At 65.2% G+C, this 25,070-nt stretch carries 27 protein-coding genes and 2 pseudogenes; 8 read left to right on the top strand and 21 right to left on the bottom strand.

Translation table 11 applies throughout. The features are described 5' to 3' along the window. Window positions 1–388 precede the first annotated feature (388 nt). Entirely contained in the window at window positions 389–1,333 is a 945-nt protein-coding gene (locus J2X92_RS21765; RefSeq protein ID WP_307578615.1) for a LysR family transcriptional regulator, read from the bottom strand. A 140-nt stretch (window positions 1,334–1,473) separates the two neighbouring features. On the opposite strand from J2X92_RS21765, the gene J2X92_RS21760 reads away from it, so the two are divergent. Together J2X92_RS21760 and J2X92_RS21755 are read left to right on the top strand one after the other, a co-directional pair. Then, window positions 1,474–2,238 carry an SDR family NAD(P)-dependent oxidoreductase gene (locus J2X92_RS21760; RefSeq protein WP_307578613.1) on the top strand — a complete coding sequence of 255 codons (765 nt, stop codon included), beginning with the start codon at window positions 1,474–1,476 and terminating at the stop codon, window positions 2,236–2,238. 63 nt (window positions 2,239–2,301) lie between these two features. Continuing rightward, window positions 2,302–2,442 (top strand): hypothetical protein, encoded by a 141-nt coding sequence (locus J2X92_RS21755; RefSeq protein WP_307578611.1) that lies wholly within the window; start codon window positions 2,302–2,304, stop codon window positions 2,440–2,442. Window positions 2,443–2,605: 163 nt separating this feature from the next. Here J2X92_RS21755 and J2X92_RS21750 read toward each other — a convergent pair whose 3' ends face one another. Next, on the bottom strand, window positions 2,606–2,827 hold the full coding sequence (locus J2X92_RS21750; RefSeq protein WP_307573788.1) for a hypothetical protein: 222 nt from the start codon (window positions 2,825–2,827) through the stop codon (window positions 2,606–2,608). A 313-nt stretch (window positions 2,828–3,140) separates the two neighbouring features. Between J2X92_RS21750 and J2X92_RS21745 the strand changes: the two are divergent. From J2X92_RS21745 to J2X92_RS21735, 3 genes and pseudogenes are all read left to right on the top strand, one after another. Beyond that, window positions 3,141–3,518, top strand: a pseudogene (locus tag J2X92_RS21745) (nuclear transport factor 2 family protein); the annotation flags it as partial. 127 nt (window positions 3,519–3,645) lie between these two features. Continuing rightward, a complete protein-coding gene (locus J2X92_RS21740; RefSeq protein ID WP_307578609.1) occupies window positions 3,646–4,320 on the top strand; it encodes an SDR family NAD(P)-dependent oxidoreductase in 675 nt (224 codons plus the stop codon). Window positions 4,321–4,364: 44 nt separating this feature from the next. After that, window positions 4,365–4,712 (top strand): putative quinol monooxygenase, encoded by a 348-nt coding sequence (locus J2X92_RS21735; RefSeq protein ID WP_307578608.1) that lies wholly within the window; start codon window positions 4,365–4,367, stop codon window positions 4,710–4,712. Window positions 4,713–4,746: 34 nt separating this feature from the next. Here the strand turns inward: J2X92_RS21735 and J2X92_RS21730 are convergent, their stop codons facing one another. Beyond that, window positions 4,747–5,151 (bottom strand): RidA family protein, encoded by a 405-nt coding sequence (locus J2X92_RS21730; RefSeq protein ID WP_307578606.1) that lies wholly within the window; start codon window positions 5,149–5,151, stop codon window positions 4,747–4,749. A 150-nt stretch (window positions 5,152–5,301) separates the two neighbouring features. On the opposite strand from J2X92_RS21730, the gene J2X92_RS21725 reads away from it, so the two are divergent. After that, entirely contained in the window at window positions 5,302–6,234 is a 933-nt protein-coding gene (locus tag J2X92_RS21725) for a LysR family transcriptional regulator (RefSeq protein WP_307578604.1), read from the top strand. Window positions 6,235–6,259: 25 nt separating this feature from the next. On the opposite strand, the gene J2X92_RS21720 is transcribed toward J2X92_RS21725, so the two are convergent. From J2X92_RS21720 to J2X92_RS21685, 8 genes are all read right to left on the bottom strand, one after another. Continuing rightward, a complete protein-coding gene (locus J2X92_RS21720; protein ID WP_307578603.1) occupies window positions 6,260–6,646 on the bottom strand; it encodes a hypothetical protein in 387 nt (128 codons plus the stop codon). A gap of 96 nt (window positions 6,647–6,742) precedes the next feature. Beyond that, on the bottom strand, window positions 6,743–8,941 hold the full coding sequence (locus J2X92_RS21715) for a putative bifunctional diguanylate cyclase/phosphodiesterase (RefSeq protein ID WP_307578601.1): 2,199 nt from the start codon (window positions 8,939–8,941) through the stop codon (window positions 6,743–6,745). Window positions 8,942–8,978: 37 nt separating this feature from the next. Continuing rightward, on the bottom strand, window positions 8,979–9,971 hold the full coding sequence (locus J2X92_RS21710) for a TRAP transporter substrate-binding protein (protein ID WP_307578600.1): 993 nt from the start codon (window positions 9,969–9,971) through the stop codon (window positions 8,979–8,981). Between the two features lie 201 nt (window positions 9,972–10,172). Further along, window positions 10,173–10,736 (bottom strand): hypothetical protein, encoded by a 564-nt coding sequence (locus tag J2X92_RS21705; protein ID WP_307578599.1) that lies wholly within the window; start codon window positions 10,734–10,736, stop codon window positions 10,173–10,175. A gap of 89 nt (window positions 10,737–10,825) precedes the next feature. Next, entirely contained in the window at window positions 10,826–11,032 is a 207-nt protein-coding gene (locus tag J2X92_RS21700) for a hypothetical protein (protein ID WP_307578598.1), read from the bottom strand. A 203-nt stretch (window positions 11,033–11,235) separates the two neighbouring features. Further along, a complete protein-coding gene (locus J2X92_RS21695; RefSeq protein WP_307578597.1) occupies window positions 11,236–11,346 on the bottom strand; it encodes a DUF2474 family protein in 111 nt (36 codons plus the stop codon). 28 nt (window positions 11,347–11,374) lie between these two features. Continuing rightward, complete coding sequence (gene cydB / locus J2X92_RS21690) at window positions 11,375–12,382, bottom strand: cytochrome d ubiquinol oxidase subunit II (protein ID WP_307578596.1); 1,008 nt, start codon at window positions 12,380–12,382, stop codon at window positions 11,375–11,377. Next, a complete protein-coding gene (locus tag J2X92_RS21685) occupies window positions 12,372–13,781 on the bottom strand; it encodes a cytochrome ubiquinol oxidase subunit I (protein ID WP_307578595.1) in 1,410 nt (469 codons plus the stop codon). The genes cydB and J2X92_RS21685 overlap by 11 nt, the downstream gene beginning before the upstream one ends. 178 nt (window positions 13,782–13,959) lie before the next feature. Between J2X92_RS21685 and J2X92_RS21680 the strand changes: the two genes are divergently transcribed. Beyond that, window positions 13,960–14,871: an amidohydrolase family protein gene (locus J2X92_RS21680; RefSeq protein ID WP_307578594.1), complete on the top strand. Its 912-nt coding sequence runs from the start codon at window positions 13,960–13,962 to the stop codon at window positions 14,869–14,871. Window positions 14,872–14,890: 19 nt separating this feature from the next. Here the strand turns inward: J2X92_RS21680 and J2X92_RS21675 are convergent, their stop codons facing one another. Further along, the gene (locus tag J2X92_RS21675; protein ID WP_307578592.1) at window positions 14,891–15,457 is read right to left on the bottom strand and encodes a MarR family winged helix-turn-helix transcriptional regulator; all 567 of its coding nucleotides are present in this window, start codon (window positions 15,455–15,457) and stop codon (window positions 14,891–14,893) included. 198 nt (window positions 15,458–15,655) lie between these two features. Between J2X92_RS21675 and J2X92_RS21670 the strand changes: the two genes are divergently transcribed. Then, a complete protein-coding gene (locus J2X92_RS21670) occupies window positions 15,656–16,645 on the top strand; it encodes a tripartite tricarboxylate transporter substrate-binding protein (RefSeq protein WP_307578590.1) in 990 nt (329 codons plus the stop codon). Between the two features lie 40 nt (window positions 16,646–16,685). Here the strand turns inward: J2X92_RS21670 and J2X92_RS21665 are convergent, their stop codons facing one another. The 9 genes and pseudogenes from J2X92_RS21665 to J2X92_RS21625 all read right to left on the bottom strand — a co-directional run bounded on the left by J2X92_RS21665 (window position 16,686) and on the right by J2X92_RS21625 (window position 24,907). Further along, on the bottom strand, window positions 16,686–17,186 hold the full coding sequence (locus J2X92_RS21665; RefSeq protein WP_307578588.1) for an Lrp/AsnC family transcriptional regulator: 501 nt from the start codon (window positions 17,184–17,186) through the stop codon (window positions 16,686–16,688). Window positions 17,187–17,201: 15 nt separating this feature from the next. Beyond that, complete coding sequence (locus J2X92_RS21660; RefSeq protein WP_307578586.1) at window positions 17,202–18,554, bottom strand: aspartate aminotransferase family protein; 1,353 nt, start codon at window positions 18,552–18,554, stop codon at window positions 17,202–17,204. Beyond that, entirely contained in the window at window positions 18,551–19,654 is a 1,104-nt protein-coding gene (locus J2X92_RS21655) for a phosphotransferase (protein ID WP_307578585.1), read from the bottom strand. Before J2X92_RS21655 ends, J2X92_RS21660 begins: the two co-directional genes overlap by 4 nt. Beyond that, window positions 19,654–20,319 (bottom strand): haloacid dehalogenase type II, encoded by a 666-nt coding sequence (locus J2X92_RS21650; RefSeq protein ID WP_307578583.1) that lies wholly within the window; start codon window positions 20,317–20,319, stop codon window positions 19,654–19,656. Before J2X92_RS21650 ends, J2X92_RS21655 begins: the two co-directional genes overlap by 1 nt. Window positions 20,320–20,475: 156 nt before the next feature. Then, window positions 20,476–20,841 carry an aspartate/glutamate racemase family protein gene (locus tag J2X92_RS21645; RefSeq protein ID WP_307578661.1) on the bottom strand — a complete coding sequence of 122 codons (366 nt, stop codon included), beginning with the start codon at window positions 20,839–20,841 and terminating at the stop codon, window positions 20,476–20,478. A 163-nt stretch (window positions 20,842–21,004) separates the two neighbouring features. Beyond that, window positions 21,005–21,312 (bottom strand): annotated as a pseudogene (locus tag J2X92_RS21640) (FAD-dependent oxidoreductase); the annotation flags it as partial. Between the two features lie 5 nt (window positions 21,313–21,317). Continuing rightward, complete coding sequence (locus tag J2X92_RS21635; RefSeq protein WP_307578582.1) at window positions 21,318–22,643, bottom strand: NAD(P)/FAD-dependent oxidoreductase; 1,326 nt, start codon at window positions 22,641–22,643, stop codon at window positions 21,318–21,320. Between the two features lie 20 nt (window positions 22,644–22,663). Beyond that, window positions 22,664–23,383, bottom strand: a complete 720-nt coding sequence (locus tag J2X92_RS21630) for a cupin domain-containing protein (protein WP_307578581.1) — start codon at window positions 23,381–23,383, stop codon at window positions 22,664–22,666. Window positions 23,384–23,425: 42 nt separating this feature from the next. Then, window positions 23,426–24,907, bottom strand: coding sequence for an aldehyde dehydrogenase family protein (locus tag J2X92_RS21625; RefSeq protein ID WP_307578580.1), 1,482 nt, complete (start codon window positions 24,905–24,907; stop codon window positions 23,426–23,428). Window positions 24,908–25,070: the final 163 nt, after the last annotated feature.

Raw genomic sequence — 25,070 nt, 5'->3', positions numbered from 1 at the left:
CCGGACATTCAACGAGCGTCCGCTTCCGGGAAGTAGGTATGTCGGCTATGGGCCCGGTGCGGTCCTTCAGCATCAAGAGAAGCTGACCTTCGTCAAAGCCACTGAACGGCTACCTCCAGACGTTCGCGACGGGCAGCTCCAGCGGAGCAAAGCGGCAACTTCTACCGCTTCCATGTCTGCGACGACCTGGCGACAGGCGCACTCGTCGAGGTGCTGCCGCCGTACTCGCTGCGCCCCAAGACGATCTATGCCATCCTGCCCCACGTGCACATGGTGCGTCCCCTCGTTCGCGCCTTCACGGCGTTCATCAGCGAAGAAGTGCGGAACAGGCTGGCCGCGACACAACGATGGCCGGCCGGTGCTGCCGACACAGGGCCACGCTCGAAGGTCACGATCCCGCTGAGGCAGCGCGCACAGATCGAGACTTGCCACGTGCGACCGGGAGTGTCTGAAAGCGCTCGACGATCCAGTCGATGAACACCCGGACCTTGGGCGTCATCTGCCGCTGCTGGGCGAAAATGACCGATACCGGCATCGGCGGCGGACGATACGCGCCCAGCACCTCGACCAGATCGCCCGAGGCCACGAGGTCCTCCACGCCGAAGCGCGGCGTCTGGATGAGCCCCAGTCCCTGCAGGCAGCAGGCCCGGTAGGCTTCCGCGGTCGTGACGCTGACGCGGCCACGCAGCGTGACGCTGTGCAGCTTGCCGTCCACCATGAACTCGAACGGCGAACTTCTTCCGGTGGCCGATGAGAGGAAGTTCACCGCCTGGTGCTCGCGCAGCTGCTCCAGCGTCTTCGGTTTGCCGTTGACGGCGATGTAGTGCCGGCTGCCACAGGTGAAGGTCGGCAGCAGCGCGATGCGGCGAGCGACCAGCCCCGACTCGCGCGGCATGCCGCCGCGCAACACGCAGTCCACGCCTTCGCGGACCAGATCGACGAGGCGGTCGCCGGTGCCGATCACCAGGTCGATGCCGGGATAGCGCGTGCAGAAGTCGTTCAGGTGCGGATACACGAATGCGGCAGCAAGGCCGGCCTGCAGATCGACGCGAAGGCGCCCCTGTGGGTTCGACGCCGCTTCGCTGAGCATCGATTCCGCATGCTCGACCTCAGCCAGCACGCGGCGACAGCGTTCGTAGTAGGTGTGACCTTCGGAAGTGGGGCTCACGTGGCGCGTCGAGCGGTTCAGCAGCCGCACCCGAAGGCGTTTCTCGAGGCCTTGAAGCGCGTAGCTCACGTTCGAGCGGGACAGGTCCAGCTCTTCAGCAGCAGCCGTGAGGCTGCCGAGCTCGACGATTCGAGTGAAAAGGTGCATGGCGTCGATGCGATCCATGGCGGGTGCCCCGATTGTCCAGTCCGTTCGGACAATGTTATCAAGATTGGGCTATTTATCCGAAGGCCGTCGCTGTCCATCATTGGTTTGCCGGCTCACACCTGCACACCCATCCACATCGCTTCAACCGGAATACGACCATGACCCACTCTTCTCGCATCGCCCTCGTCACGGGCGCCAATCGCGGCATCGGCCGCGCCACCGCCCTCCAACTCGCCCGCGACGGCGCAGACATCATCGTCACCTACAACTCCCATCGCGAAGAGGCCGATGCCGTTGTCGGCGAGATCTCGGCGCTGGGCCGTAGCGCGGTCGCGCTCCAGCTCGACGTCGCCAAGACCTCGGCATTCGGCTCCTTCGCCGCGGCAGTTCACGAGGTACTTCGCAGCAGGTGGAATCGAGAGACCTTCGACTTCCTCGTGAACAACGGCGGCCTGCAAGTTGCCGAGCCGCTCGAGAAGGTGACGGAGGAAGGATTCGACAGCCTGGTCAACGTCCACTTCAAGGGCGTCTTCTTCCTGGTCCAGAAGCTCCTGCCGCTGATTTCGGACCAGGGTTCCATCGTCAACGTCTCCAGCGGCACCACGCGGTTCTACACGCCGGACCGCGCGATCTACAGCTCGGTCAAGGGTGCCGTCGAAGTGTTGACGCGCTACCTCGCCCACGAACTCGGCCCACGCGGAATCACCGTCAACGTGATTGCTCCGGGAGCCGTCGCGACCGACTTCAGCGGCGGCCTGCTGCGTTCAAACGAGCAGGTGCAGAAGCACATCGCGTCGGTCACGCCGCTGGGGCGCTTTGCAGTGGCCGAAGACATCGCAGGCGCCATTACTGCGCTGCTTGGCGACGGCAATCGCTTCGTGACCGGTCAGCGCATCGAGGTCTCGGGCGGGATCCATCTCTGACAACCGCAATCGTGACGCGTCAATCAGGACGCGTGAACCAACTCAACTTGAGGAGTCTTTGCCATGACGAATCGCAGAATGTTTGCCAGTTCCATCGCCGCCGTTGCGGCAGCCATCGTGCTGACCGGCACGGCGAGCGCGCAGCCGCCGACCGTCGGCGCGCTCGCGCGCGATTCGGGTCTACTCGGCCTTGACCCGTGCTGACGCCGGCGGTTCAGCGCTTGTCTTGCACTGCTCAACTGCAGCTTTGGGATCCCCAATTCTGAAGCTCGAATGGCAGCTGTGGGTCGAGAGCGGCGTCGAGCGGCTGCTTTATGGCATCCACATGAACGGCTGGTGATGGCCGGATGCGGCCCGTGCACCGACACTACACCGACTCCAGATAGCAGCTCAGAATTTGGGCCTTCCGATAAAGGTCAGGCCCCGATACATCCTCCTGAGGTTCGTCGAACTCGACCCAGTAGTAGTTCTCTGGCCCCTTCACAGTCTGAACCTGCTCGGCTTCACTACAGATCGTACCCAGGAAGGTGGCCTTCCAGCCGCCACTGGCAGCCACATAGACGCGGGCATAAAGGTCGAAGGTTTTCATCAGAATCCTACTAATTAGGCACCCCGAGCGCCAACCGTCGTCAACGTCTGGAAGTGGCCGATTGAAGTCGGTTGCACGCGATGGCCCCTGGATCACTGCACCTTCAGAGCCCCCGCCGAACCTGTTTCGAGCTTCCTGCACGGACACCGTCAGCACGACGGCGCCATCGAACAAGGCGCGCGCCGCCCGCGCGAACGCGAACGGGTTGGCCCAGCCCGTATGGCCGCCAGCGCCCGCCGTGAGCAACACCAGTCCATCGGCCCCTGCCTCGAGCGCACGTTACGCGTGATGCACCGAGCGCGCGCGTTACCACGAGCTGGTCAACGAGGACGCCGGCCCACGGCTGTACGGACTCTTCGCACCGGATGCGGCGATCGTCTACGGAGGCCGCCCTGAGGTGCGGGGGCGCGAGAACATCCGGGCTTTTTTTGCCACTTTCCCCGTTCAGTCGGCGCGGCAGTTCATTCACAACCATGTTGTTGACGTCCAGGGGGATCGAGGCACCGGATTCAGCTACCTCGATGGTCGTCCCGTGCGTGACGGCAAGAGCCACTACCTGGTAGGTCGGTTTGACGACGAGTACATCCGCCTTGACGGGCAGTGGATGTTCCAGCGGGTGGTACTGAGCGTGCACTACATGATCGAAGCCGCCGAGCGCTGGGACGAGCTGATCCCACTCAGGAAGAACTGAACAGGAGCACCAATGAGCTTGCCTTCGCTATTCGATCTGAGCGGTCAACGAATCCTCGTCACCGGAGCCGCGAGCGGCATCGGTGGCGATTTCCGGGGCCATGCTTGAAGCCGGTGCCGAGGTCATCATGTCCGACCTCGACGCCGAACTGCTCGGAGTCGAGCTAAACCGATTGCAGCCCCAGTACTCGAAGGCCCGAGGGTCGCCGCTGGATGTCAGCGATACCGCTGCGGTGGACGGCCTGGTGGATGCGCTGGCGGCGCAGCCTGGCGGCATCGAGTGCGTGTTTGCCAATGCGGGCATGAGCGCCGGCCGCGATTTCTTGGTGGATGCAGGCCGCCTGGAGAACGTTGAAATGGCCGCGTGGGACAGGGTGCTTCGGGTGAATCTCGACGGTGTCCTCACAACCATGCGCGCCGCCAGCCGCCACATGAAGCCGCGCGGGCGGGGCCGGATCATCGTGACCTCGTCGATTGCCGGCCTGCGCGCCGAAGCGCTTTCCGGTTACGCGTACGTCGCCTCGAAGGCGGCGGTCAACAATCTCGTGCGCCAGGCGGCTGCGGAGCTGGCGCCCTTCAACGTGCAGGTCAATGCGATTGCGCCCGGTCCCTTCGCCACCGGCATCAACGGCGGGCGCCAGCGCCTGCCCGAAAGCGTGGAACGCATGCGCAGCTATATCCCCTTGGGTCGCATCGCGCAGCCGCAGGAGATCCAGGGGCTCGCGCTGCTGCTGGCGTCAGCGGCGTCGAGCTACATGACGGGTGCCATCATCCCTATCGACGGTGGCGCCAGCGCCCGCTGACTGCCAATTGCTTTCTTCCCCCATCACCACACGGAGTACCTACGATGATCATCGTGACAGGCCATGCGATTGCGCGCGAAGGCGCCGACGAGGCGATGCAGAAGCTTGCCGTCGAACACGTGCTTCGGTCTCGCGCCGAGCCGGGATGCGTTTCCCATAAAGTGGGCCGCGACGTGCAGCAGCCGCAACGATTCGTCTTCGTTGAACGCTGGCGAGACATGGCCGCGCTGCAAGCCCATTTTCAAGTCGAGGCATCGCGACAGTTTGCGAAGTCCATGGCCGAGCTCTCCGATGGAAGGCCGGAGATGGCGATCTATCAAGCAGAGGCGGTCAAAACTGGCCTGATACGAAATGAGGCACGTGCTGTTTGCCGCCAAAAATTGACCCCTTAACCGCAGTAATTTCCACAGGGGCGGAGATGCCGGCTCAGTCCCCTCTGGCCTCGGGAAGCTTCGCAATCACCTTGATCTCGAAGTCGAAGCCATAGAGCCACGTCACGCCGACGCCGGTCAGCGTCGGGTGCGGCGCGTTGCCCCAATACTCGGGCACCAGCTTCCAGATTCTCTCGAACTTCGATTCGGGATCGACGATGAAGATGGTCACGTCGATCACGTCGTCGAAGGTGCAGCCTGAGGCCGCAAGCACTGCGTTCAAATTGCCGAATGCGAGCCGGACCTGTGCTTCCAGGTTGGGCTCGGGCGAGCCGTCTTCGCGGCTGCCGACCTGGCCCGAAACGAACAGGAAGCCGTTGGAACGAATCGCGGGCGAATAGCGGTTCTTTTCATAGAGCGCCTGGCGCCCGGGCGGAAAAACGACGTCACGTGTAGTCATGGATGTGCCTTCTTTATTGAACGGGCCGAAGCCGACCCTGTGGTTGCGATGAAGGGACTCTAGACATCCGCGCCTCGCCGATAAACCGGCAAAGCCAATAATCACTGTTTGGGAATACCGAACAATCCGGAAAGCATCAGGAGCAGAGAGATGGACCGTTTCGATGCGATGCAGGCGTTTGCCCGCGTGGTGGAAGCAGGCAGCTTCACCAAAGCGGCCGAGACGCTTCACATGAGCAAGACCACCGTGACGCAACTGGTGCAGCAGCTGGAAGCGCGGCTGCGCGTCAAGCTGCTCAACCGCACCACGCGTAAGGTCAACGTCACGGCTGACGGCGCGGCCTACTACGAGCGCGTGGTGCGGCTGCTGGGCGACATGGACGATGCCGAGACCAGCCTGTCCGATGCGTCGGCGTTGCCCAGAGGGCGGTTGCGGGTGGATGTGCCCAGTCCGCTCGCGCGCCTGATCCTGGTGCCGGCCTTGCCGGAATTTCACGCGCGCTATCCCGACATCCAGTTCGACATGGGCGTGAGCGATCGCATGGTGGATCTGATCGGCGAGAACGTGGACTGCGTGGTGCGGGGCGGCGAACTCACCGACCCGTCGCTGATGGCGCGCCGCGTGGGCGACCTGCAGCTGGGGGTGTACGCGGCGCCAAGCTACCTCGAACACGCCGGCTTGCCCTCGCACCCGCGGGAGCTCGAAGACTCGCATCACCGCGTCGTCGGCTTCCACTGGCCGCGGACCGGCAAGGTCTTGCCATACAGCCTGCACCGCCAGGACGGCGGCGAAAGCATCCGAGTGCAGGGCCGCTACGTGCTGGCGGTCGACGACGGCAATGCCTACCTCGCGGCTGGCTTGGCAGGCCTGGGTGTCCTCTGGCTGCCGCACTACATGTCGAAGGCGCACGTGGCGCGCGGCGAGCTGGTGCCGCTGTTCGAAAAGGATTGGCGGCTCGATCCGATGCCCATCTCCATCGCGTTTCCGCCCAATCGGCATGTGAGCGCCAAGCTGCGTGTGTTCATCGACTGGGTCGCTGCGCTGATGGCGCAGCATGCGCCCGTGCAGCATCCGGCGCCTTAGCGCGCTGTTCCTTGCGCGGGATCGATCAGCTCCCTTCGGCAATGTTGAACCCGCCGCGCCGCCCCGGCCAACGCTGCAGCGCAGTCGCAATCATTTCACCGTGGCGCCGGGCTTCCACGCGGGCGGCCGCGGGATCTGCAGCGGCGGGCCGCGGCACAGGACGGCAGAACCAGCGCTGCGGATAGTTGAAGGTCTTGATGTTCTTCATCGCGCGGCCCCGCGCGTGGATCTCGATGCCCTCGATGACGAAGCCGCCCCTGACCTCGGTCAGGCAAGCGCGGTTGAGCAGGGGGATCACATAGCTCTCGTGATCGTCCGCCAGCAGCATCGCGATCATCAGGCTGCGGCCTGGGCGCGGATCGTGAATACGGGCCATGTAGACCAGCTCGCCCACGCGGCGCGTGTGCTTCACGGCCTCTTTCGTGGCGAGCTCCTGCCCGTCGAACAGGTATCTGAAAACTTCGCAGTACACTGTATGAATATACAGTACTTTCGTTCTCAGAAGCGGCTAACCGCGCATCGATGCCGTGCGTGCACCCGCCCTGTGCGCAGCGCCCACGCGGGACTTCACCAATGCCGCAAGCTGGGTGGGTGAAACCGGTGGGCTGAACAGGTAGCCCTGCATCTCGTCGCAGCCGTTGAGGCGCAAGAACTCCAGTTGCCGCTCGTTTTCCACGCCTTCGGCAATGACCTTGAGCTTGAGCTCGTGGCCCAGAGAGATGATGGCTTTGGCAATGGCCTTGTCCTCGTCATCGTCCGGAATGTCACGCACGAAGGCGCGATCGATCTTCAGCCTCGCGATCGGAAACCGCTTGAGCGCACTCAGGCTCGAATAGCCGGTTCCAAAATCGTCGATCGAGAGCTGCACGCCCATCGCTTGCAGCGCCTTCATCGACAGCAGCGCGCTCTCGAGATCCTCCATGACCATGCTTTCGGTCAGTTCGAGTTCGAGCAAACGGGCTTCGAGCCCGCTGTCCGCAAGCGCCCGCGCAACCTGGTCGATCAAGGTGCGCTCCCTGAACTGCCGCGCGGACACATTGACCGAAACACCGAAGGCCGGCAGGCCTGCGCGCTGCCAGGCCTTACGCTGGAAGCAGGCGGTGCGCAGCACCCATTCGCCGATGGGAACGATGAGCCCCGTTTCTTCCGCCAGCGGAATGAATTCCGCCGGCGAGATCGAGCCGCGCTCCGGATGTTGCCAGCGGATCAGGGCCTCCACACCGATCATCTCGCCCGATCTCATATCCACCTGGGGCTGGTACGCGAGGTGGAATTCGCCGCGGGCAATGGCGTGGCGCAACCCTTCGCGCATCGCGAACCTGTCGCGGCTCGCGCCGTTCATCTCGGCCGCATAGAACTGGAAGTTGTTGCGTCCCGACGTCTTGGCACGGGACATCGCCGCATCGGCGTTCATGACCAGGGCGTCGGCGTCGGCGCCGTCCGCGGGATAGGTGGCCACGCCCATGCTGCCCGTGACCTGGACCGCCTGGCAGTCGATCTGCACGGGCAGTGCAATGGCGTCAAGCAGCCTCCGCAGGGCAGGGACGATGTCCGTGCCGTCTCCCGGCTGGTCGTACAGCACGACCACGAACTCGTCGCCGCCTGTGCGCACCACCGTGTCCACGCTGCGCAGGCACTGGCTCATGCGCGCGGCCATGACCTTCAGCAGTTCATCCCCGGCCTTGCGGCCGAGGCTGTCGTTGACCATCTTGAAGCCGTCGAGGTTGATGAACACCACCGTCATCAGGCGGCCGTATCGGTCGGCATATGAAATCGCCTGCGTGAGCCGGTCCTCCAGCAGCGCGCGGTTCGGAAGCCCGGTCAGGGCGTCGTGGGTGGCCTGGTGCTTCAAGCTGTCGGCGCTGCTCTCCAGCAGCACATTGGAATTCTCGATCGACTCGGCCATCTGGTTCATGGCTTTTGCCAGGATGCCGAATTCATCGTCGCGGCCTTGCGGGGCCCTTGCACTGAAGTCGCCCGAGGCAACGCGGCGCGAAAATGCGATGAGCTGCGCGACGGAGCCCGCGATGCGCAGCGAAACGATCCTGGCGATCACCAGGCCCATGACAGCGGCCAGCGCGATCATGGCAATGGCAGCCCAGCGCGAGAAACTGGCTGCGCGCGCGACATCGCTTCTTGTCTGGAGCGCCCGCTTGCTCGCCGCGGTGTGCAAGGCTTCCACCGATGACTCGATGGCCACCGCCGCGTCCACATAGCCCTGGCGAGACGTAGGTTCCGAGCCGAGATTTCCGTCCTTGCCGTGCTGCTTGAGGAACGCGAGAAACCCATCCTCGTATTGCTGCGTTTGCGCTTCGATCTGGTCGACCCGGTCTCTAAACTGCGCGTCGGTCGAGATGATCCGCAGGCTTGAAAGGTACTCGCGCATGTCGAGCAGTTGGTTCTGCATGGCCGGCAGGGAGCGCGCGCTGGCCTCCGCCACGCCGAGCCGGTCCGCGGAGAGCAGCAGTTCGTTTTCGGCCTCGCGTGCCTTGTACATTGCAAGGGAACTGCGCAGGCTCAGGTCTGCCATCCGGTTGTCGCTGTTCAGCAGCTTGTCGATGGCGATCGACGTGCGCTGCTCGCTGAGATAGAAGGCCACCCCCAATGCGAGCATCAGCGAAATGACAATGCCGAAGCCGATTGCAATCTCCGCCCGCAGGCTGAGCGATCTTTGCCACGAGGGGATGCCGCCCAGGAATCCCCTCAATCGAGGTCCGCTCCTCGATCGCCGTTGATGGGATGCATCATTGCTTTCGCTCTGCATCGACCATCTTCAAGAACATGCGCACGTTCTCTTCGCCCGCAAAGCGCGCGATCTGCGCACGCGCGCTCTGTGTCGCCGCGCGAAACGGCGCAGGATCGGGCCGCGTGACCTTCACTCCGGCAGCGGCCATCTTCACGATCAGCTCGTCTTCCTCGGCAATGATCTTCCTGCGCATACCGTCACCCGCCGACTTGCTTTCTTCGCGCACGATCGACTGCTGCGCCGGTGTGAGCTTTGCCCAGCTCTTCGCGCTCATGAGATGCAGCGTGTTGTAGTACACGTGGCGCGTCAACGCGAGGTGCTTCTGCACCTCGTAAAGCTTGTTGTAGTAGATGACGTTGATGGGGTTCTCCTGACCATCGACCACTCCCTGCGAGAGCGCCTGGGGAAGTTCCTTGAAGCCGACCTTGCTGACCTCGGCGCCCAGCGCTTCCATGGTCGCCTCGAGCTCGGCGACCGGCGGCACGCGCACCTTCAAGCCTCGCACGTCTTCGGGTGCGTTGATCGGGCGCTTGCTGTTGGTGAGATTGCGAAATCCCCATTCCCAGTTGGACAGGATGACGAAGCCCTGCTTCTCGGCAAGCGGGGCCAGCCATTTCATGGCGGGGCCGTCGAGCACGCGGTGCGCGTGCGCATAGCTGTCGAACAGATACGGAAGGACGACAACGGAGAACGCCTTCTCGTATTTAATGAGATAGTTCATCGAGGAAACATCCATGTCGACGGCGCCGAGCCTGACCTTCTGCAGCAGTTCGTTCTCGCTGCCGAGTTGAGACGCGGGAAAGATCTCGATGCTGACCTGCCCCTGGGTGCGCTCCTGCACGCGCTTGGCAAACTGCAGTGCCGCCAGGTGCGCCGGGTGCGTGGTCGCGGCGGCGTGAACCAGCGACAACACGACCGGCTCCGCATGCGCCTCGAACGCGAGCGCTGCAAAGGCCCAAGTCGCGACGAGCTTCAGAAGAGCTTTTTTCATGCCATGCAGATGGTCCGGACAAGGTGTCAGAGTCATTAGACCCTCTATGGATCGACGTGATCGACTCAATCCATGCGGGATATCCCTGCAGAAAAGCATCGAATTCGCACGGCCCGCGCAAGCGCTTACATGAAAAGTTCTATCTCCAGACCAGGCACGTAATCACATCGTTCGAACCGGGCGCGTCGGTTCTCTTGCACCCTATTGCCGAGTTGCCGGATCGGGCTCGCTGGTTGGCGCAGGAGCGCCGGCCGCTGAAGGCCCCCTGGGCCCCGATTGCCGTTCGCGCCCGGAAGCCCTGAAGCTCATTTCGTCGTGCGCGGCCAGAAGGCACTGGTTCGCATTGGCCCACGCACGTTTCACCAACTCCCGATCCAGCGCATCGGGCGGTGGGCCCAGGCCTCGAAAGTAGGCGAGGCGTTTCGCGTGCAATTGGGTTTCCGCGAGGCGCGCATGTTGTTCCAGCTCCTTCCACACCCGCAGGTAGGTCACGGGCGTGGGCACGCGCGGTTGCGCCGCCGGAAGAACGAAGCCTTGCGCACTGTCTGCAGTCACAGGGTTATCGGCATCATCGTCAGCGCGCGGCAAAGCAAAGGCGGCCACCGACTCTTCGCTCGTGCCGGCGGCAAACCATCGATAGGTGTTGGCGCGTTTGCCGAAGCGGCCGGTGGTCCGCACGAAGAGATAACCCGACGTCACGCTGCCAAGTGCATCGACCGGAATGCCCGCTCTGCGAAGCGCCTCGACCAGCGCGCGGCCCTTCACGGCCGATGGCAGTTTCAAGGTGACGGTCGCCTCATGAGCCGTCCGGTTCTTCATGGTCCTTGGCTCGTTTTGAAGCCGCTGCGTTCCGGCTAGCTGGTCGGAACGCGCGCGCTGGCCGCCAGAAAGGCCCGCAGGTTCTCGGAGGCGATTTTGCGCAGACGGATCGCCTCTTCGATCTGTTCCTGCCTTGGCTTCTGAGATGCGGGACGGCTCGCGCCCAACTGGACCTGGAACTCGGCTTCCGAAGCCTTGCAATGGGCATCCTTCCAGGCAAGGAATGCATGGTCTGCGTTCATGGCGCCTCTCCTTGACCTCCGCAGCGTGCTCGCGCGCGCGCCTGCTCCTGTCGGACGGCGCCGACGTATGGGGTAGGTTGCAGGGGAGCGCCGGAGCATTTGCTCGCTCGGAGTCAGCCGAGTCCGACAAATCGTGGCGCGTTCGACACCTTAGCGCTGCGTTGCACCACAGCAGGCCACCTTGGTGGCCGCATTGCCGCCGTTCACAGTCCCAGGCCGACCGCTTTCATGACAAAGCGCAGCACCAGCGCCAGCAGATACAGCGCCGCCACGCTCGCGAGCCAGATGGCCGCGAGCCACCCGACGCGGCGCATCCATTTGCGCCGGACTGATCGCGGTTCGTCAGTGATAGCCATCGCCATGCCGCACCTTGCCGCGAAACACCCAATAACTCCATGCGGTGTACATCAGGATGATCGGAATGATCAGTAGTGCGCCCACCAGCGCAAAGCCCAGGCTCTGTGCGGGGCCTGCAGCCTGCCAGATCGAGATGTCAGGCGGAATGACGTTCGGCCACAGACTGATGCCCAGGCCGGTGTAGCCGAGGAAGAGCAAAGCCAGCGTAAGCACGAAGGGCGAGGCGTGCCCATCGCCGCGCAGCGCCTGCAAGAGCTTGTAGACCACGAGCGCAACGAGCAGTGGCACCGGCGCAAAGTACAGCAGGTTGGGCAGGCTGAACCAGCGTGTTGCAATTGCCTTGTGTGCGAGCGGCGTCCAGATGCTGATGGCAATGATGACGGCCAGCATGAGCCACGCAAGAGGCCGCGCCAAGCTGCGCATGCGCATCTGCAGCGGGCCTTCGGTCTTCATCACGAGCCAGTTGGCGCCGAGCAGCGCATAGGCCGCCACCAGCGCAAGGCCCGTGAAGAGCGAGAACGGCGAGACCCAGTCGAACGAGCCGCCGGCAAAGTTGCCATCCACGACCTTCAGGCCGTTGAGGAAAGCACCCAGCGTCACACCCTGGAAGAAGGTGGCGGTGAACGAGCCGCCGATGAAGGCCGCATCCCACCAGCGCCGCTTGCCCGCCCGCGCCTTGAAGCGGAATTCGAACGCAACGCCGCGAAACACCAGCCCCACCAGCATGAGGATGAGTGGCAGGTAGAACGCACTGAGGATCACCGCATACGCCAGCGGAAAGGCTGCCAGCAGGCCCGCCCCGCCGAGCACGAGCCAGGTCTCGTTGCCGTCCCATACCGGCGCGACGGTGTTCATCATGACGTCGCGGTCTTCCTTCGCAGGCACGAACGGGAAGAGGATGCCAATGCCGAGATCGAAGCCGTCCATCACCACATACATCATGATGCCGAACAGTATGATCACGGCCCAGATCAAGGGAAGATCAATGCCCATCGTCAGACTCCGATGCTGCTGAAAGCGGGCGCATGGGTTGCCGCGGTTCTCCGGGCCCGCCATGCACGGGCGGATCACCGTGGCCGCCCGTGGGCCCCTTGGCAATGAGGCGCAGCCCGTAGGCCGTGCCCGCACCGAACACCACGAAGTACACGACGACGAACAGTGCGAGCGTGAAACCGACCTGCGAGGTCGAATGCTGCGGCGACACCGCATCGGCCGTGCGCATGAGGCCGTAGACGACCCAGGGCTGGCGGCCGATCTCGGTGGTGAACCAGCCGGCCAGGATGGCCACGAGGCCCGCGGGCGAGAGGGCCACCGCCAGCCGCAGGAACGCGCGCTGCGCAAACAGCCGCTGCCCGCGGCGCAGCCACAGCCCCCAGAAGGCCAGCGCGATCATCAGCACGCCCAGGCCCACCATCGCGCGGAAGGTCCAGAACACGATGGTCGAGTTCGGACGATCTTCCGGTGCGAACTCCTTGAGCGCGGGAATCTGTCCGTCCCAGCTGTGCGCAAGCAGCAGGCTGCCGGCGCGCGGAATTTCGATCGCGAAGCGCGTGACCTCGGCCTTCATGTCGGGCCAGCCGAAAAGAATCAGCGGCACGCCTTCGCCCTCCGGCGTGCGCTCCCAGTGGCCTTCGATCGCGGCAAGCTTGGCGGGCTGGTGCTCGAGCGTGTTGAGGCCGTGCTGGTCGCCGATGAGCGCCTGCAGCGGCGCCGCCGCAAGCAGCATCCACAAGGCCATCGACAGCATGGTGCGCACGCGAGTGTTGTCGTTGCCGCGCAAAAGATGCCAGGCCGCGGCGCCACCCACCATGAGCGCCGTTGCAAGGTAGGCGGCGGTGACGGTGTGCGCCAGCCGGTAGGGGAAGGATGGGTTGAAGATCACCTTGAACCAGTCGACCGGCACCACGCGCCCGTCGATGATCTCGTGGCCCTGCGGCGTCTGCATCCAGCTGTTCGACGCGAGGATCCAGGTGGCGGAGACCAGCGTGCCGACCGCCACCGCCAGGGTCGAGACGAAGTGCAGGCCCGGTCCCACGCGCTCGCGGCCGAACAGCATCACGCCGAGAAATCCCGCTTCGAGAAAGAACGCGGTGAGCACCTCGTAGGCCAGCAGCGGCCCGGTCACGCCACCGGCAAAGCGCGAGAAGTTGCTCCAGTTGGTGCCGAACTGGTAGGCCATCACCAAGCCAGACACCACGCCCATGCCGAAGGCCACCGCAAAGATCTTGATCCAGAACTGATACAGGTCGATGTACACCTGCCGGCCGGTGCGCAGCCACAGTCCTTCGAGCACGGCGAGGTAGCTCGCGAGCCCGATGGTCAGCGCGGGAAAGATGATGTGGAACGAGATCGTGAAGCCGAACTGGACGCGGGCGAGGATGAGGGGTTCCATTGAAGGGTTCCGTTGCGCAGACGCGGATTGCCGGTCGGGCAGTCCTATTACACGGCGATGTGGCAAACGAGGGAAGTGGGCGTTTTGACCTACGTGAACGGTGCGGCCAAATTGCCGCGCAATCAGGGACTGCGCCAGAATCCAGCGCAACGGCCTTGCGTCCCTCTTTGCGAAACACATGAAAGCCCACACGCCTTTCACGACCCTTGTCTTGGCCACCTGCGTCGCCTTGGCGCCCCTTGCGCACGGCCAGGCTACGCAGAGCAGTGCGCCTGGCTACGACGGCCCGCTGTTCGACACGCACCTGCACTACAACCAGGAAGCCTGGGACGGCAACGCCGGGCCTTATCCGCCCGCCGAGGCGCTCGCGCGCATGCAGCGCAACCAGGTGACCGCGATCATTGCCAACTCGCGGCCCAACGCCGGCACGCAAACGCTGGCCGCGGCGCGCGAGACCCGGGCCGCGGGCGTGACCGTGGTGCCCTTCGTGCGCCTGTATCGCAACCGCGACGACTACAGCAACTGGTTTCGCGACGAGACCATCCACGAGATGGTGCTGGCCGAACTGGCGCGCGGCACCGCGAGCGGGCCCTATCGCGGAATCGGCGAGTTCCACCTGTACGAGAGCGCCAATGCCAACGGACCGGTGGCCAAGAAGCTGATCGCGCTCGCGGAGCGGCAGAAGCTCGCGGTGCTCGCGCACGTCGATGACGCGGCGATCGACCTGCTGATGGCCCACGCGCCATCCAAGGGCAAGAACCTGCGCCTCATCTGGGCGCACACGGGCATCGGCGGCCCACCCATCGAGCGTGTGCAGGCCCTGCTCGAGCGCTATCCGTTGCTGATGGGCGAGCTCTCGTATCGGCCGGGCCTCACCTGCGAAGGCGGCAAGCTGTGCCCCGAGTGGCGCGCGCTGATCCTCAAGTATCCGGAGCGCTTCATGATCGGCTCCGACACCTGGGTGAACCAGCGCTGGAGCGCCTACGACGAGATCATGCGCGGCTACCGCACCTGGCTCGGCGAGCTGCCGCCCGACGTGGCGCGGCGCGTTGCATGGGGCAATGCGGCTGCGCTGTTCGATCTGCGCTGAGCGCGGTGCCGCGAAACCGCTAAACCTGGCGCGACTCCGGCCACCGGTGCCGCGTGCCGCCCGAGCGTCGGTCGGCCTTCTCGGCCACCGCGCCCTGCGCGCTCAAGGCGTTGCCGCGCTGTTCGAGATGCTGCAGGCACTGCAAAAAGATGTCGAGGTGCGCGGGCGCGATGCCCTCGAGCAGGTCGACGTTGAGGTCCGCGATGCGCGGGAACATGCGGTCGAAAAGTTGCTGGCCCGAGGGGCTCAGCCGCACGTGCACCTCGCGCCGGTCGTCGGCGTCCTGGCGGCGCACCACCAGCTTCTTCTCGACCAGGCCGCGCAGGCCGCGCGAGGTGCGCACGCGATCCAGGTGCAGGTGCGCGGCCAACGCCGAAGAGCGGATCTCGCCCTGCTGCGCGAGCGTGGCGATCATTCCCCATTCGCGCCGCGTGATGCCGAAGCCGCCCTCGACCAGGCGCGTGGCCATGCCGTTGCTCGCGCGCACCGCACGCGAGAACCGGTACAGGAGCAGGTCGTCGAGCGAACGGGGCGCACGCACTGCGCTGGCATCGGGAAAGGCGGGCGTGTCTTGCGGACCGTTCATGGAATCTGAAGCGATGAGAAAAAAGGGTGTGGCCCGCGCGCCTCGGCGGGCATTTGATGGATTAGATCAACTGTTTGTGGCGTGCGTATAAACGGTAACAAATCACACCGGATGAAACAAACGCGGTTTCGGCGATTGTCGCCGCGAAGGCCTGCGCGCATCCGTGTTCGCCGCCACCATCCGCAAGCAGGAAACCCGATGACAGCATTCTTTTCACGGCGCAAGCTCACCGCATGGGGCCTCGCGTTCGCCGCATTGGCCCCGTGCGCCGCACCGTTCGCCCACGCGCAGACGCCCGTCTTCGAGGGCCCGCTCACGCTGGTGGTCGGCTACACCGCGGGTGGCAGCACCGACCGTATCGCGCGCCTCGTGGCCGAGCGGCTCGGCCCGCGGCTTGGCGTGGCAGTGACGGTCGAGAACCGTCCGGGCGAAGGCGGGCGACTGGCCGCCAAGGAGATCAAGCGCGCGCCCGCGGGGCAGAACGTGTTGATGCTCGGCAATCCCGCGGTCATGGTGGTGGCGCCGCTCGTCTTCAAGGACCTGGGCTACGACCCCGACAAGGACTTTGTGCCGGTGTCGCAGGTCAGCAGCTACGACTTCGCGCTGGCCGTGGGCAACAAGCTGCAGCTCGACCGCGCGATGTTCCTCGTGGGCCGGCTCTGGGCGCACCCGGAAGAGGCCGTCTTCGGCGTGCCGGCTACCGGCAGCCTGCCTCACTTCTTCGGCCTGATGGTGGGCGACGCGCTCAGCGTGCAGCCGCAGATCAAGGGCTACGGCGGATCGGCGCCGCTGTCGGCCGACCTCACCGGTGGCAACCTGCCGATCGCCATCGACACGCTCGATTCGCTCTACGCGCAGCACGTGGCCGGCAAGATACGCATCCTGGCCGTGTCGGGCAAGAAGCGCGTGAGCTTCGCGCCCGCCATTCCCACCTTCCGCGAGGCCGGCATGAAGATCGATGCCGACGGCTGGAACACCTTCTTCGCTCCGGCCGCGATGCCGCCCGCCAAGGTGCAGCAGTTGGCGACCGCGATCCGCGACGTCATGCAGGACCCCGCGCTGCAGAAAGCCGCCAATGCGGCCTACATCACACCCATCGTCAGCACGCAGGCCGAGACAGCGCAAATGCTCAAGAGCTTTCGCCAGCAGTGGGAGCCGGTGGTGCGGCGCTCGGGCTTTCAGCCCTGAACGATCGATCGGCGGCGCTGGTTGTGTTTGAGGCCTTCCATCACTCCCACCGCTTCTGAGCCGCGATGATGCCCAGCGGATACCCGCGGCGTTCCAGCGACTGGCGCAGGACGATGCGGCTGGCGAAGCGTTCGATGCCGATGTCGTCTTCCAGCATCTTTTCCATCAGCGCCTGAAAGTAGCCGACGCCGGGTGCCACGATCTTCAACAGGTAGTCGTAGCCGCCGCTGACGTTGTACCACTCGACAATCTCTTCGTACTTCGAGGCGGCTTGCTCGAACTTGCGGAAATCATGCGGCCGGTGGCTGCTGATGGTGACCTCCGAGAACACGGTGACGTGATCCCCCAGCTTTTCCAGCGCGATGTCGGCGCCGTAGCCGCGGATCAGCCCGCACTCCTGCAGCCGCTTGGTGCGCAGGAGACAAGGGCTGGGGCTGAGGCCGAGCGACGCCGCCAGATCGACGTTCGAGCAGCGTCCCTCGCGCTGTAGGTGCACGAGGATCTTGAGATCAAACCTGTCGAACGGAACTGCCGAACTCATGGCGTCATGGTACGGTCAAGTCCTTGGCGTGCGCTGCGCCTCGGCAAGCGATTCGTCGAGCGCTTCGATCACCATGCCGGCCTGCTCCGCCGACAGCACCAGCGGCGGACGGATCTTGAGCACGTTGTGTCCCTGGGCGCAGGCGCTGAGCAGCACACCCTTGTCGCGCATCAGGTTGACCACGCGGCTGGTGAGGCCGCGGTCCGGCGCCCGCGTCGTCCGGTCCGACACGAGTTCCACGCCCACGAAGAGCCCCGCGCCTCGCACGTCGCCGATGGCCTCGTGCTTTGCCGCGAGGCCGGCGATGCCGTCGAGCAGCAATTTGCCGATCTTGGCTGCGTGCGGCACCAGCCGTTCCCGCTCGATGGTCTCCAGCACCGCCAGGGCCGCTGCGCACGAGACCGTGTTGCCGGCGAAGGTATTGAAGTAGCGCGAGTGCTTGCCGAATTCAGCCAGGGCGTCGGCTGTCGCGAGGAGGCCTGCGATCGGCTGGCCGTTGCCCATCGGCTTGCCCAGGGTGACGATGTCGGGAACGAGGCCGTGGCGCTGGAAGCCCCACATATGCTCGCCGGTACGGCCGAAGCCGGGCTGCACCTCGTCGGCGATGAACAGGCCGCCCGCGCGCTTGATCGCCTCGACCGCTCCCTTCAGGAAGCCCGCTGGCTCGGGCAGGATGCCGTCGCTCGTGAAAAGCGAATCGACGATCAAGGCTGCCGGCTTGATGCCGTGCCGCTGCAGGTCGGCGATAGCCGCCTCCACGTCGCGCGTGAAGCGCTCGCCAAGGTCGGCGCCTTCGGCGTGGTACAGACGCGGCGCCGGCACCAGGCGAACGTGCGGGCCGAGGTCGACGGTCACGCCGAGCGACGGCGAGAACTGCGACACGGCGTCGGTGATGCCGTGGTAGGCCGTGTCGGTGACGATCACCCCCGTGCCGCCGGTGCGCACCTTGGCGATGCGATAGGCCAGGTCGTTGGCCTCGCTGCCGGTGCACGTCAGCATCAGGTGGGCCAAGTCGGTTCCGGGCACGCTGGCGATCAGGCGTTCGGCCAACTCGAGGATGGTGTCGTGCAGGTATCGCGTGTTGGTCGCAAGCGTCTGTACTTGGCGGCAGATCGCCTCGGTCACCGCGGGATGGCAGTGCCCGAGCGAGGTGACGTTGTTGTACACGTCCAGGTAGCGGCGGCCCTCGGGGTCCATCAACCACACGCCGTCGCCGCGCACGATGTGCAGCGGGTGTTCGTACATCAGTCGGTACGCCGGGCCGAGCAGCGCATTGCGCCGCTCGATCATCGCCTCTGTGGCGGGCCCGACCTTGGCGCGGCCGGGGATGTAGGCGTTCACCATGTTGAAGTCAGCGGTGGTTTTCATGAGGAGATTCCATTTCGTGTGGAGGTCAGCAAGCGGTCGCGTGCTTCGTGGCGGGAGAGGTCTGCCATCTGCGACAGTGCCTCCCAGGCCGCGGGGTTGTGACGCATGATGTAAGCGCGGTTTTCGGGATAGCGCAGGGCGCGCCACTCCGAGATCAACGCCGTGATGAGGTGGCGCGTCGCCATGAGGTCGGCGACGACGTCCTGCTCCGGTTCGGTCAATGGCAGAACGGCCTGGTAGGCGGCAACGAACTGCGCCGGTCCCTCGAACGGGTCGGTGTTGCCGGTCATGTGGAAGGCGGCAGCCGTCGCTACTTCGCCGACCAATGGCGCATAGAGCATGTCGCCAAAATCGATGATGCCGGTGATGCGCGCCTGGTCGTTCGGCGCGACCAGCACGTTGTACAGGTGGTAGTCGTTGTGGATCACCTGCGCCCGGAGCGACGCAAGGCGGGGCAGCACGTGGTCGCTGAAGCGCGTCATGAACGACTGGGCCAGCGTGCGTCGTGGTCCTTCGACCAGGCTGTCGAGCTGGGCGGTCAGGCGGTGCGCGGCCGACACGTTCCACAGCAGGTCGTGCGTGGCCGCAGGGTGCGTGAAGCCTTGGAGCGCAAGATTCAGTTCGGCCAGACCTTGGCCCATCGCCACGCGCTGCGCCGCGGTGCGCGGTGTCTCCCGGATTTGGACGCCCTCCAGGTAGGTCAGCATGCGCACGGTGGTCCGGCCGCCATCGGCGAGCGCCACGGTGTCGCGCGTGCGGCCGTCCAGCGTCCGCACGATGCGGGGCACAGGCTGGCTCGGCGATGTGCGGGCGATGTGCTCCAGTGCGGCGATCTGGAAATCGACCAGCGACACCGGCTCGGAGGGGTTGCTGATCTTGAACACGTAACGGGTGCCGTCAGCGGACTCGACGGCGCAATTCTGATCGCGCTCGCTGGCCAGCGCCTTCACGCTGCCGTCGATGGCGTAGAGGCGCGCCACCAGCGCCTGCACCTCGGCGGGTGCCAGGTTGGGCGCCGCGGTGCTCAGCGCAGCAGGCTCGCTCGAGCGCTCCTCGGGCGTCGCCCCCTGGGGTCCAGGGTGGGAGTCAGCGCTGAGCATCAGAGTCCGAGCAGTGCGGGAAGCTGGCGAACGTCTGTCAAGCGGCTCACGCCATATTCGGTCGACGTCGGCTCGTGACCCCGATCGATGAAGGCCTTGGCCATGAAGCCCAGGTCGGACGCCGTCATCAGGTCATACCGGAAGCTCGACGAGACATGCATCATCTGTTCTGGCCCGCAGCCGAGCCGGTCGAACATGTGCTCGAAGGCTTGCATGCGCGGCTTGTACGCGCGCGCTTCCTCGGCGGTGTAGACCGCGTGGAAAGGGGCCTTCAGATGCGCGACGCTGTGAGGGATGAGGTCGGTCATCGAGTTCGACAGGATCACCAGCGGCACATGCGGCGCAATCGCCTCGAGCACCTCGACCACGTTCGGGTGCGGCTGCCAGGTTGGCACGGCGTCGTACAAAGCGATTGCATCCGATGCCAGGCATTCGATGTTGTGCGCCTTGCAAGCACGTTGGATGGAGTTCTCCACCACGTCAAAGAATGGCTTCCACTCGCCCAGCACCTCATCAAGGCGATAGGCCCTGAAACTGTCCAGGAACGCCGGCATCCGATCGGCCGATACACGGTCCTTGAACAGGACTTTTGCGGTGGGGCCCATCTCGAAGTTGATGAGGGTGCCATAGCAGTCGAAGCTGACAAATTTGGGTTTGAAAATCATGGGTAGACCTGCTGCGTTAAGGTGAAACAAGTCTAGAACTGCCCCCTTTGCAGGAGGTGCCATATCGCAGCGGATCCCAAGCAGTTTCTTTGTCAATCCGAAGGGGGCCTGGCATTTTTGGCGGGGCCCTTCGGGCGCGGAGCAACTGGCGCCGTATCAGGCCGAGTCCCGCAGCCGGGCAACGACTTCCTGCACCAACAGTTCCGGACTCGCGAACACCGGCAGCCCGAGTTGCTCGGCGAGCGGTTCGGCCAGCTGCGCCAGCGAGGCTTGCGCCAGGACGATGCGATCGATGCGTGGCGCCAACTCTGCCGCAGCCTCGCACACGAGGCGATCGTGCAGGTCATGCCGTCCGCTGGCCAAGGCATCGAATGCCGTCGCACACAGGACGCTCTCTGTCGGAATGTCGCGGGCCGCGCTCTGCGCGTGCGCAGCCAGCAGTGTCTGGCTTGGTGCGACGGTCGACGAGGCCGTGCAGATCAGGCCGACGCGGCCCGGCGCGCTTGCCACGCGGGCGTAGATGGGATCGTCGATCTTGAGGATCCTGCAGGCACACCTTCGTCGAGCATGTGAAAGCAGTCTGCGCCTGGCAGTTCAGACTGGAAGCGCGGACGGAAACGCTCCACCAGCATTGCAACCGTATGGATGAAGGCAATGCGCCGAATCATGGAAGTCCCGCTTGGAACTCGGCCTCGGAAAAGCACAGGTTGAATGCGCCGTTCTGCCTGGCCTGGACGTCGATGCCGGTTTCGCGCTGAAGGCGCGCGGCCAGCGCGGGCCATTGCCGGGCGGATTCCCGGTCCAGCGGGCATATTGCGGAAAGCCACGGCCCTTGCCGTGAACCCCGATCAAGCCGAAGTTCCCGCGTGACGCGCGGAACGCGTCGTCGCCTTCATCCAGGACCGTGACGTTCTTGCCGAGCTGGCCCAGCCCATAGGCCACTGCGGTGCCGACCAGGCCGCCACCGACCACGATCACATCGCTCGCGAGCATCGATGCTAGAACTCAGCGACCTTGCCCCATGCCGAGCCACTGAACCGCTCCGGCCGGTACGGCACGGGATCGACGATCGGTTCGCCGCCGCTGGCAATGTCCGCAATGAGGTGGCCGGCGCCGGGCCCGATGCCAAAGCCGTGGCCGGAAAAGCCCGCGGCCAGGATGAAGCCCGGCAGACCCGGCACCTCGCCGATGCCGGGAACACCGTCCGGCGTGCTGTCGATATAGCCAGCCCACGCGTGCGTGATCTTGGCGTCGCGAAGCTGGGGCAGCAGTTCGATCGCGCGGCGGTGGGTGTCCTTGATGCTCACGGGATCGGGCTTCGGATCGAGGATGCGCACGCGTTCCATGGGCGTTGGCGCATCGAGCCGCCATCGTGCCAGCGTTTCATGGCCACTCCGAATGGCTTCCAAACCGCCCGGACGCAGGTTGCGCCAGCGCTTGGCGAACATCGGCACGAACTGCGGGGCGAAGCGCAGGAACTGACCTGTCGGATCCACGCGCGCGCGGCCGCTGATGGCCAGTGCGTAGCGTCCGTCGTTGCGGCGCGTGGCGGACACGCCCGCGCTCACTACGGCATCCGGCAAGCGATGCTCCACGGCGGACACGCTCAGAATGGATTGACGGATCGAGGCCTGCGGAAAACGGATGCCCAGCTGCCGGCAGAACGATGAGGCCCAGGCGCCACCCGCCATCACGACCGTCCGGGTCTTGATGACGCCGGCTTCGGTCACGACAGCGCTGACCCGACCGCCTTCGGTCTCGATGCCGCGCGCGGCGCAGTTCTGATGGACGCTGCCCCCGAGCTTGATGAGCGCAGCGGCTACGGCCGGCGCGGCCTTGCCAGGATCGGCCGTGCCATCGCTGGGCGAGAAGACGCCGCCTTTCCAGGCGCGGCCGGTCGCTTGTCCGCGCTCGGCGGCCTCGCGGCTGCTCAGCATGTGGGTCGTCACGCCGGCGGTCTTCGCAAAATCGCGCCAGCTGGCCCAGCGGGAAATCTCGGCCTCGTCATTGCTGAGATACAGCAGGCCGCAGCGATGAAAGCCTGTGTCTTCACCGCTTTCCGCCGCAAATTCTTCCCACAGGTCGAGGCTCTTGCTCGCCAACGGAAGTTCGCGGGCGTCGCGGTTCTGCTGCCGGCACCAGCCCCAGTTGCGGCTCGATTGCTCGGCGCCGATCCTGCCCTTTTCCACCAGCGCCACCGAAAGGCCGCGTTTGGCGAGGTAGTAGGCGGTGAAGACACCGATGATGCCGCCGCCGATCACGACGACGTCCGCCGAAGCCGGTGGTTTGGGAGAGGTGTTGATGTGTTGCAGCGGAGGCGACATGATGAATCTCGCTCGCCTGTTCAAGCCGGGACGGTCTGGCACACGTAGAACTTCGCCACGCGATCGCTGCTTTCCCATCCGATCGGCGCGCCCTGCGGCACGAAAAGCGAATCGCCCGTGCCAACGGACAGCACGCCGCCGTCAGGGGCTGCGAAGCGCACGCTGCCTGCCACGAGATGCATGAACTCGTTCATGCGATGCGCGCGAACGATCCGGTGGTAGGGGGTCGAGTCCCAGACGCCCGCAAGGTACTGCGCGGCGTCATCGGTGAAGACCTTGTCGCTGCGGCACTCCGGCACGGGGCCCAGCAGCACTTCGGCGGGCAGCGTGCCGGTGGGCGTGAAGTTCGCATCGGCCTGCAGCGGGAAGACGCCGCGCTGGGTTGGTTTCTCGCAGGCGGCCGCGCAAAACACGAAGCGCACACGTGATCCGGCCTGGATACGAAGCGAGGTGCCGCATCCGATGATGGCACCCGCTTGCGGACCGACCACCAGCGGGGCCGCGCCTTCGGCCGTCAGGGTCAGCTCGCCCTCGACCACTACGATGGTTTCGATGTGCGGATAGCTTGCGACATCGAGCTCACCGATGAAGCTGGTGCGACCCGCGCTCATCTCGCCCGGTCCTTCCCACGCGATCTCGCGATGCCGCGCAAAGGGATCGTCCTTGCCGAACGGCGCTCTGCGGAAAGCGGTTGAAACGGGCGCGCCATCGGCGCGATGAAGTACTAGGGCCACGGTCATGATTGCTCCTGCGCGATGCGCGATGTCTTCACTGAAAGTCGGTCAGTTGTTGCTGGGTTCCGAGGCATCCTGAAAGCCGAGAATGGCCTTCGTTTCAAGGTACTCCTCGAAACCTTCGATGCCGTATTCGCGGCCATTGCCCGAGCGCTTGTAGCCACCGAACGGGGCGTTGGGGTTCCACGCCGGATAGTTGATGTGCACCTGCCCCGAGCGGATGCGCGCCGCCACGGCACGCGCCGCGGTCAGGTCCTGGCCTTGCACATGGGCACCCAGGCCATAGACGGTGTCGTTGGCGATCTCCACCGCCTCGTCCACGCTGTCGTAGGGAATGATTGCGAGCACCGGCCCGAAGATCTCCTCCTGCGCGATCTGCATCTGAGAATGCACCGCGCTGAAGATGGTCGGGCGGCAGTAGAAGCCGCGCTCCAGGCCCTCGGGCCGCCCGGGGCCGCCGCACAGGAGCCGCGCGCCTTCGGCCATGCCGATGCCGATCATTTCCTGCACCCGGTTGAACTGCGCGCGATTGGCCACCGGGCCGTGCGTGGTCTGCTGCGAACGCGGATCGCCCACCACGATGCTGGCGGCCGCTTCGAGCGCGAGCCGTTCCACCTCTTGCAAACGCGCGCGGGGGACGATCATGCGTGTCGGTGCGCTGCACGATTGGCCGACGTTGCGGAAGGCGGATGCCACGCCTTTGGGGACGGCCACAGAGAGGTCCGCATCCGGCAGCACGAGGTTGGGCGATTTGCCGCCGAGTTCCTGGGCCACGCGCTTGACCGTCGGGGCGGCCGCCTGGGCCACCAGGACGCCGGCGCGGGTCGAGCCGGTGAACGAGATCATGTCCACATCGGGATGTTCGGCCAGGGCGGCGCCGACTTCCGCGCCGCTGCCGTTCACCAGGTTGAACACCCCCGGCGGAACGCCCGCGTCGTGCATCACCTCGGCAAAGAGCAGGGCGCTCAGGGGCGACAGCTCGCTGGGCTTCAGGACCACCGTGCAGCCGGCCGCCAGCGCGGCGCCGACCTTGGCGGTGATCTGGTAGAGCGGCCAGTTCCAGGGGGTGATCAGGCCGCACACGCCGATGGCCTCGCGCACCAGGGCCATGTCGCCGCGATGGGTGACGAACGCATAGCTGCTCGCGTTGCCGCGGGCCACGCGGATGTGCTCGGCCGCGGAGGGCACCTGGGTAAGGCGCGCAAAGCCGATGGCTGCGCCCATCTCCAGCGAGATCGCCTGAGCGAACAGTTCGGCGCGCTCCAGGATCAGGGCGTGGACGCGATCCAGCAGCAAGGCGCGGCTTTGGGCGGAACTCACGGACCAGGTGGCGAAGGCGCGCCGTGCGGCCACCACGGCCGCGGCGACATCTCTGGCGCTGCCCAGCGCGATCTCGGCGACAGGCTCCTCGGTGGAGGGGTCGATGACGGCGCTGCGCGCCTGCGTGTCGGGCAGGACCCATTCGCCGTCGACGAAGATGCGGTCCAGGTGGCCAGTGCGCCTGAGATGCTCGGCGATGGAGGAGTTCATGGAGTGGGCCTTTTCGAAACGAGGTCAGGGTTGTTCACTGCCATCCATGAAGCGTGGCTAGGAATGTTGGGCAATGCGGCGGTGTGCGACATGAAGGGGCTGAGGTCGGGCCTTTGGATGCCTAAAAGTTTAGGCCGCGGTTCCCTCGCGCCGATGCTGCAAT

It is taken from the genome of Variovorax paradoxus, from assembly GCF_030811855.1.
Taxonomy (GTDB): Bacteria; Pseudomonadota; Gammaproteobacteria; order Burkholderiales; family Burkholderiaceae_C; genus Variovorax; species Variovorax paradoxus_L.
This window is presented reverse-complemented; position numbering and strand designations above follow the sequence as displayed.

What these genes read in the sequence shown, in the direction of transcription:
- J2X92_RS21695 (WP_307578597.1), bottom strand. Translation starts at nt 11,346, where the DNA reads ATGCGCCGCGTCGGGTGGCTCGCGGCCATCTGGCTCGCGAGCGTGGCG.
- J2X92_RS21650 (WP_307578583.1), bottom strand. Translation starts at nt 20,319, where the DNA reads ATGATTTTCAAACCCAAATTTGTCAGCTTCGACTGCTATGGCACCCTC.
- J2X92_RS21735 (WP_307578608.1), top strand. Translation starts at nt 4,365, where the DNA reads ATGATCATCGTGACAGGCCATGCGATTGCGCGCGAAGGCGCCGACGAG.
- J2X92_RS21755 (WP_307578611.1), top strand. Translation starts at nt 2,302, where the DNA reads ATGACGAATCGCAGAATGTTTGCCAGTTCCATCGCCGCCGTTGCGGCA.
- J2X92_RS21680 (WP_307578594.1), top strand. Translation starts at nt 13,960, where the DNA reads ATGAAAGCCCACACGCCTTTCACGACCCTTGTCTTGGCCACCTGCGTC.
- J2X92_RS21685 (WP_307578595.1), bottom strand. Translation starts at nt 13,781, where the DNA reads ATGGAACCCCTCATCCTCGCCCGCGTCCAGTTCGGCTTCACGATCTCG.
- J2X92_RS21710 (WP_307578600.1), bottom strand. Translation starts at nt 9,971, where the DNA reads ATGAAAAAAGCTCTTCTGAAGCTCGTCGCGACTTGGGCCTTTGCAGCG.
- J2X92_RS21760 (WP_307578613.1), top strand. Translation starts at nt 1,474, where the DNA reads ATGACCCACTCTTCTCGCATCGCCCTCGTCACGGGCGCCAATCGCGGC.
- J2X92_RS21670 (WP_307578590.1), top strand. Translation starts at nt 15,656, where the DNA reads ATGACAGCATTCTTTTCACGGCGCAAGCTCACCGCATGGGGCCTCGCG.
- J2X92_RS21660 (WP_307578586.1), bottom strand. Translation starts at nt 18,554, where the DNA reads ATGAAAACCACCGCTGACTTCAACATGGTGAACGCCTACATCCCCGGC.
- J2X92_RS21665 (WP_307578588.1), bottom strand. Translation starts at nt 17,186, where the DNA reads ATGAGTTCGGCAGTTCCGTTCGACAGGTTTGATCTCAAGATCCTCGTG.
- J2X92_RS21730 (WP_307578606.1), bottom strand. Translation starts at nt 5,151, where the DNA reads ATGACTACACGTGACGTCGTTTTTCCGCCCGGGCGCCAGGCGCTCTAT.
- J2X92_RS21750 (WP_307573788.1), bottom strand. Translation starts at nt 2,827, where the DNA reads ATGAAAACCTTCGACCTTTATGCCCGCGTCTATGTGGCTGCCAGTGGC.
- J2X92_RS21625 (WP_307578580.1), bottom strand. Translation starts at nt 24,907, where the DNA reads ATGAACTCCTCCATCGCCGAGCATCTCAGGCGCACTGGCCACCTGGAC.
- J2X92_RS21630 (WP_307578581.1), bottom strand. Translation starts at nt 23,383, where the DNA reads ATGACCGTGGCCCTAGTACTTCATCGCGCCGATGGCGCGCCCGTTTCA.
- J2X92_RS21635 (WP_307578582.1), bottom strand. Translation starts at nt 22,643, where the DNA reads ATGTCGCCTCCGCTGCAACACATCAACACCTCTCCCAAACCACCGGCT.
- J2X92_RS21700 (WP_307578598.1), bottom strand. Translation starts at nt 11,032, where the DNA reads ATGAACGCAGACCATGCATTCCTTGCCTGGAAGGATGCCCATTGCAAG.
- J2X92_RS21740 (WP_307578609.1), top strand. Translation starts at nt 3,646, where the DNA reads ATGTCCGACCTCGACGCCGAACTGCTCGGAGTCGAGCTAAACCGATTG.
- J2X92_RS21765 (WP_307578615.1), bottom strand. Translation starts at nt 1,333, where the DNA reads ATGGATCGCATCGACGCCATGCACCTTTTCACTCGAATCGTCGAGCTC.
- J2X92_RS21655 (WP_307578585.1), bottom strand. Translation starts at nt 19,654, where the DNA reads ATGCTCAGCGCTGACTCCCACCCTGGACCCCAGGGGGCGACGCCCGAG.
- cydB (WP_307578596.1), bottom strand. Translation starts at nt 12,382, where the DNA reads ATGGGCATTGATCTTCCCTTGATCTGGGCCGTGATCATACTGTTCGGC.
- J2X92_RS21675 (WP_307578592.1), bottom strand. Translation starts at nt 15,457, where the DNA reads ATGAACGGTCCGCAAGACACGCCCGCCTTTCCCGATGCCAGCGCAGTG.
- J2X92_RS21725 (WP_307578604.1), top strand. Translation starts at nt 5,302, where the DNA reads ATGGACCGTTTCGATGCGATGCAGGCGTTTGCCCGCGTGGTGGAAGCA.